5 protein-coding genes are annotated in these 6,000 nt (G+C 63.1%); all 5 read right to left on the bottom strand.

The features are described from left to right. Positions 1-75 precede the first annotated feature (75 nt). A complete protein-coding gene (gene ubiA / locus CTATCC11996_RS11420) occupies positions 76-957 on the bottom strand; it encodes a 4-hydroxybenzoate octaprenyltransferase (protein WP_003076209.1) in 882 nt (293 codons plus the stop codon). Between the two features lie 50 nt (positions 958-1,007). After that, on the bottom strand, positions 1,008-1,856 hold the full coding sequence (locus CTATCC11996_RS11415) for a phosphatase PAP2 family protein (protein ID WP_050878853.1): 849 nt from the start codon (positions 1,854-1,856) through the stop codon (positions 1,008-1,010). Positions 1,857-1,953: 97 nt separating this feature from the next. Continuing rightward, positions 1,954-2,490, bottom strand: coding sequence for a Dps family protein (locus CTATCC11996_RS11410; protein WP_003068377.1), 537 nt, complete (start codon positions 2,488-2,490; stop codon positions 1,954-1,956). 63 nt (positions 2,491-2,553) lie between these two features. Next, a complete protein-coding gene (locus tag CTATCC11996_RS11405; protein WP_003050465.1) occupies positions 2,554-3,522 on the bottom strand; it encodes a LysR substrate-binding domain-containing protein in 969 nt (322 codons plus the stop codon). Between the two features lie 142 nt (positions 3,523-3,664). Continuing rightward, positions 3,665-5,860 (bottom strand): ATP-dependent DNA helicase RecG, encoded by a 2,196-nt coding sequence (gene recG, locus CTATCC11996_RS11400; protein WP_034348887.1) that lies wholly within the window; start codon positions 5,858-5,860, stop codon positions 3,665-3,667. Positions 5,861-6,000 lie beyond the last annotated feature (140 nt).

The raw sequence follows: 6,000 nt of genomic DNA, 5'->3' as shown, positions 1-6,000 counted from the left end.
GTCGGTCGTTTTTTTATTTGATCTTTCAGGTCTCTATCGCTTATCAGTCAATCGCTTTCAGCTATTAAAACAGGACTATTTCAACGCAAACCCTAGCGCCACGCCCGCAAAGATCGCAGCGCCAATCCAGTGGCTCTTGCTGAAGGCGACAAAACAGCCTTCGCGCGTGCGGTCCTTGATCAGGCTGAAATGCCAGACGATCTGGGCCGCCGCCACGCCCATGCCCAGCCAGAAGGGCCAGCCCAGCTGATAGGGAGCCAGCACCCAGGCGATCAGACCCCAGCACAGGCCAAAGAACAACATGATGGCCGTGACATCGAAACGGCCCAGTGTGATGGCCGAAGTCTTCATGCCGATCTTGAGATCGTCATCGCGGTCCACCATGGCGTATTCGGTGTCATAGGCCAGCACCAGAAACATATTGGCCAGCCACAGCGTCCAGGCCGTGGCGCTGACCTCACCAGTCACCGCCGCAAACGCAATCACGATACCGAAATTGAAGGCAATGCCCAGAAAAGCCTGAGGCATGGCAAAAAAGCGCTTGGTGAACGGGTAGAGAATCGTGAACAGCACGGCAGGCACCGACCATGCCACGGCCTCCCAGCGGGTGGACAGCACCAGGCCGAAGGCCACCAGCGTGAGCACCAGGCCGACCATGGCTGCTTCCCTGACCGAGATCTGGCCGCTGGTGACGGGGCGCTGGGTGGTACGTTTCACATGCCTGTCGAAGTCACGGTCGGCAATATCGTTGATGGTGCAGCCCGCGCTGCGCATCAGCACCGTGCCCAGCACAAAGACCACCAGCAGATGCCAGCCCGGAAAGCCCTGGCCTGCCACCCACAGCGCCACCAGCGTGGGCCAGACCAGCACCAGCCAGCCTGCGGGGCGGTTGAAGCGGATCAGATCCAGATACAGCGACAGCTTGGAGCGCGGCGAAGCAGGAATGGAGGTGGACATGAGAGGAGTTCCGGAAGGCAGGAGATCACGACCGGGCCCCCAGGCCGCGGTCAGCGCAGCGGCAATTGTGCCTCGCCCTGCACCGCCCTGAGGGCGCCGCCCCCATGCTCGACACGGTCTGTCAACCAGAGCACCAGAGCCGTCCAGCCCAGACCCAGGCACAGACCCGCCAGCACATCGCTGGCATGGTGCACGGACAGCAGCACACGGCTCAAGCCCGTGCTCAGGGCCAGCAGAACCGCCACCGCAAAGACCCCTGCCCGCCAGCCGGGCGGCAGTCGGCGAGCGACCAGCCAGGCCAGCATGCCGAAAATCGCGGCTGTGCCTGCGCTGTGACCGCTGGGAAAGCTGAAGCCTGCCTCATGCACCAGACCATCCAGCGGACGCGCGCGCTGCATGGTCGCCTTGATGAAGCGCACCCACAGTCCCGTACCGGCCACGGCCACCAGCCAGCTCAGCAGTTGCAGGCCCTGGCGTCGCCACAGCAGCCACAAACCCACGGCCAGGCTCAGCAGCCCCATGACGCGCAAATCCCCGAGCATGGTCCAGCCCCGCACCAGGGGCTGCAGACTGGGCGGCAGGCCTGCGCTCACCGCGCTCTGCAGCTTCAGGTCCAGGGCCATCAGCCCCTGAGGCGGCTGAAGGAACTGGGACTGCTGCACGCCAACGACCAGCAGGGCCAGAGCAGCGCCAGCCAACCCAGCCACCACCAGCAGCCAGTTGCCCCCAGGCCTGAGATCCGCGCTGCGGTCCTGCCACAGCCACGCGGCCCGGCCCTGGGCACGCCAGCGCAGCAGGCCGGCCGCGAGCAGCAGCAACAGCAGCAGCACCCAGATGGCATGGCTATCCACCCACTGCGCCAGCAGGACCACGGGAGTCGCCGCAGAAAACACAGGCATTCCTTTCAGGAGCAAAAGCGAAAAAGCCCTGACGGGCCTCTGGAGGCGGGCCCGTCAGGGCTTGGGGAGTCCGCGAGAACAACGGCCTGGGTGCGGCTCACTCCTCGAGCAGGGAGCGCAGCATCCAGGCGGTCTGCTCGTGCACAGCCAGGCGCTGGGTCAGCAGGTCGGCCGTGGGCTCGTCGCCGGCCTTGTCGGCACGGGGAAACAGCTGGCGGGCCGTGCGCGCCACGGCCTCGTGGCCCTGCACCAGGATGCGCACCATCTCCAGGGCCTTGGGCGGCTGCGCCGGTGCATCGGGCAGGCTGGTGAGCTTGCCGAACTGGGCATAGGAGCCGGGTGCATGATGGCCCAGTGCACGGATGCGCTCGGCCACGGGATCAACGGCATTCCACAGCTCTGTGTACTGCGCCATGAACATGGTGTGCAGCGTGTTGAACATGGGCCCCGTGACATTCCAGTGGAAGTTGTGCGTGGTCAGGTACAGCGTATAGGTGTCGGCCAGCAGCGCCGACAGCCCCTTGGCGATGGCGGCGCGGTCCTCGTCGCTGATGCCTATGTGGATGCCTGCGGGCACCTGCGGCGCGGCGTCCGACTTCTGTTTCTGCGATTTGTCCTTGCCTTGCTTGGTCATGCACTCACCTTTCAGGTTTAACGAATCCAGACTCCCGCCCTCTTGGAGCCGCTGAAGCCACGCTTACTGCGACAGGCGCTGCACTCCTGGCAGCGGGCAGGCGTAGACGGCATTGCGCAGTGCAGCAATCGCCTCGTAGCGCGTGAAGCTGCGCCGCCAGGCCAGCACCACACGGCGAGTGGGCGGCGCAATGCCGTCTTCCTCATGAATCGGAAGATAGCGGATATGAGGCTCATCGGCGCGGCGACGGCGCTCAATGGGAGCCAGCGCATCCTCGGGCACGGACAGGCGCGGCACCAGGGTCACGCCCATGCCGGCGGCCACCATGTACTTGATCGTTTCGAGAGACGAGCCCTCGAACGTGCGGCGAATGCCTTCGGAGTTGCTGGCATAGCGCGCGAATTCGGGACAGACCTCAAGCACATGATCGCGGAAGCAGTGACCCGCGCCCAGCAGCAGCATGGTCTCGTTCTTGAGATCCGTGGTGGACAGGCTTTTCTTCTGCGCCAGCGGGTGGGTGCTGGGCACGGCGGCCATGAAGGGCTCGTCGTACAGCGGCGCCAGTGCCAGACCGGTATCCGGGAAGGGCTCGGCCATGATGGCGCAGTCGATCTCGCCCGTGCGCAGCATCTCCAGCAGCTTGACGGTGAAGTTCTCCTGCAGCATCAGCGGCATCTGCGGCGTCATATTGATGGAGTTGCGCACCAGATCGGGGAGCAGATAGGGGCCTATGGTGTAGATCACGCCCAGGGTCAGAACACCGGACAGCGGGTCCTTGCCGCGCTTGGCGATTTCCTTGATCTCGTTGGCCTGCTCCAGCACGCTTTGCGCCTGGCGCACGATCTCCTCGCCCAGCGAGGTCACCGAGACTTCACCGGCACTGCGCTCGAAAATCTTGACATCCAGCTCTTCCTCCAGCTTCTTGATCGCCACGGACAGCGTAGGCTGGGACACATAGCAGGCTTCGGCGGCGCGGCCAAAGTGCTTTTCCCGCGCAACGGCCACGATGTACTTCAATTCGGTAAGAGTCATAAAGAGTGGGTCATTGGGATCATCAATAACAGCATTGATTCATCCTGTTTTTGCATTCAATCACAAATTGCCAAGGCAAAAGATTACATATATTCCTGCAAAAACGTAACTTTTTACGTCTTTGAACGCAGGTTTGGGTATTTCAGGCCTTCAGATACTCGGCCTTTCCACCCAGCCAGCGGCTGACATGGCGTGCAGCCAGCACAGGAAACTGCTCAAGCATAAGCGGTGCCAGCTCGCGCGCCCAGTCCAGCAGCAGCACATCCTGCTCCAGATCGGCAAAGCGCAACATGGGAGCACCAGACTGCCGGGCACCGAGAAACTCTCCCGGGCCGCGAATTTCCAGATCCCGCCTCGCGATCTCGAAACCGTCATTGGTCTCGGCCATGGCACGCAGGCGCTCCTTGCCGGTATCGGACAGCCGCCCGTTGTCATTGACCGAATACAGCAGTACGCAGGCCGAGGCCGCAGCGCCGCGCCCCACTCGGCCGCGCAGCTGGTGCAGCTGCGAGAGCCCGAAACGCTCCGAGTGTTCGATGACCATCAGCGAGGCATTGGGCACATCCACTCCCACCTCGATCACCGTGGTGGACACCAGCACCCCCATGACGCCGGCAGAAAACAGCTCCATCACGGCCTTTTTCTCGGCCGTGGGCATGCGCGAGTGCAGCAGACCCACCATGACACCGGGCAGCATTTCACTCAAATATTCATGGGTGGCCGTGGCATTCGACAGATCCAGCGCTTCGCTTTCCTCGATCAGAGGACAGACCCAGTAGACCTGACGCCCGCTGGCGACCTGGGCACCGATGCGCTCGATCACCTCGTCCTTGCGGCTGTCCGAGATCAGCTTGGTGACGATGGGTGTGCGCCCTGGCGGCAGCTCGTCGATGGTGGAGACATCAAGGTCGGCGTAATAGCTCATGGCAAGCGTACGCGGAATCGGCGTGGCGCTCATCATCAGCAGATGCGGCTCCATGCCCGTGGCTGCGAGCTTTTGCCGCAACGCCAGGCGCTGGGCCACGCCAAAGCGGTGCTGCTCGTCGATGACGGCCAGGGCCAGGTTCTTGAACTGCACCTGCTCCTGAATCACGGCATGGGTGCCCACGACCAGCGCCGCCTCGCCGCTTTCCACCAGCGCCAGCATCGCGGCGCGCTCCTTCTTTTTCTGGGCACCGGCCAGCCAGGCGACCTTTTTGCCCAGCGGCGCCAGAATCGGCTCCAGCCAGCCGACCAGCTTGCCGAAGTGCTGCTCGGCCAGAATCTCGGTGGGTGCCATCAGGGCGCACTGCCAGCCGGCCTCGATACAGGCCACGGCAGACAAGGCCGCCACCACCGTCTTGCCCGAGCCCACATCGCCCTGCAGCAAACGGTGCATGGGAATGCGGCGCTCCATATCGGCCCGAATCTCGCCCACCACGCGCTGCTGCGCCCCCGTCAGGCCAAACGGCAGCTGCGCCAGAAACTGCTGCGTCAAATCCGCCATGCCGGCCTGCGGCCTGAGCACGGGCGCGCGCAAGCGGGCACGCTCGCGCTTGGCCTCGTACTGGGACAGTTGCTGAGCCAACAGCTCTTCGGCCTTGAGCCTTTGCCAGGCCGGGTGGGAATGATCCTCCAGCGTGACCAGCGCTACATCGGGCGTTGGATGATGCAAAAAAGTGAGCGCATTGCGCAAGTCATGTGCGGGCTGAATCCCATCGTGACCATAGAACTGCGCAATGGGAGGCGACTGCCCCGGAGGCAAGGTCTCGGACAGATCGGCACGCAGCAGCGCCGAGGCAATGGCCCGCCGCAGATAGGCCTGCGGGAGACTGGCAGTGGCGGGATAGACAGGCGTCAGCGCCGTGGGCAACTCTCCGCCCGCCACCCGGAATGCGGGGTGCATCATCTGACGCCCCCAGAAGCCGCCCTTGACCTCGCCGCGAATGCGCAGGCGCGCGCCCGGCGCCATGGTCTTTTGCTGCGACGGATAGAAACTGAAGAAGGTCAACAGACAGGTGCTGCTGCCATCATCCACGGTGACCTTGAGCATGCGCCGCGGACGCAGTTGCACCTCGCTGTGCGTGACCGTGGCTTCGATCTGCACCGTCTCGCCATCGCGCGCGTTCTTCAGCGGCACGATGCGGGTTTCGTCCTCATAGCGCAGCGGCAGATGCAAAGCCAGATCGATATCGCGCGTCAGCCCCATCTTCTGCAAGGCCTGCTGTGCAGGACTGACGGTCTTTTTGGCAGCGGCATCCAAATTCGTGCCTGCCTTTTTTTCACGAGTCCCAGCGCGAGTGCCAGCGCGCTTGACAGCAGACTTCGGCTCGGCAACAGGCTTTTTTGACACAGACAACTGAGACTCCTTGACTACACTCCCCGCGACCAGGAAAGCAATGTATGTATGTATATACAGCATATTCAGGTTTGCAAACAACTGCCTCCAGCGCAACAACGTCAAAATCGCTACCATTCTCAAATTGTTACTTTGTGTTT

It is taken from the genome of Comamonas testosteroni ATCC 11996, from assembly GCF_000241525.1.
Classification (GTDB): Bacteria; Pseudomonadota; Gammaproteobacteria; order Burkholderiales; family Burkholderiaceae_C; genus Comamonas; species Comamonas testosteroni.
This window is presented reverse-complemented; position numbering and strand designations above follow the sequence as displayed.

Bases quoted from the DNA above. Each gene is read 5' to 3' on its own strand.
- ubiA (WP_003076209.1), bottom strand. From the start codon at position 957: ATGTCCACCTCCATTCCTGCTTCGCCGCGCTCCAAGCTGTCGCTGTAT.
- CTATCC11996_RS11415 (WP_050878853.1), bottom strand. From the start codon at position 1,856: ATGCCTGTGTTTTCTGCGGCGACTCCCGTGGTCCTGCTGGCGCAGTGG.
- CTATCC11996_RS11410 (WP_003068377.1), bottom strand. From the start codon at position 2,490: ATGACCAAGCAAGGCAAGGACAAATCGCAGAAACAGAAGTCGGACGCC.
- CTATCC11996_RS11405 (WP_003050465.1), bottom strand. From the start codon at position 3,522: ATGACTCTTACCGAATTGAAGTACATCGTGGCCGTTGCGCGGGAAAAG.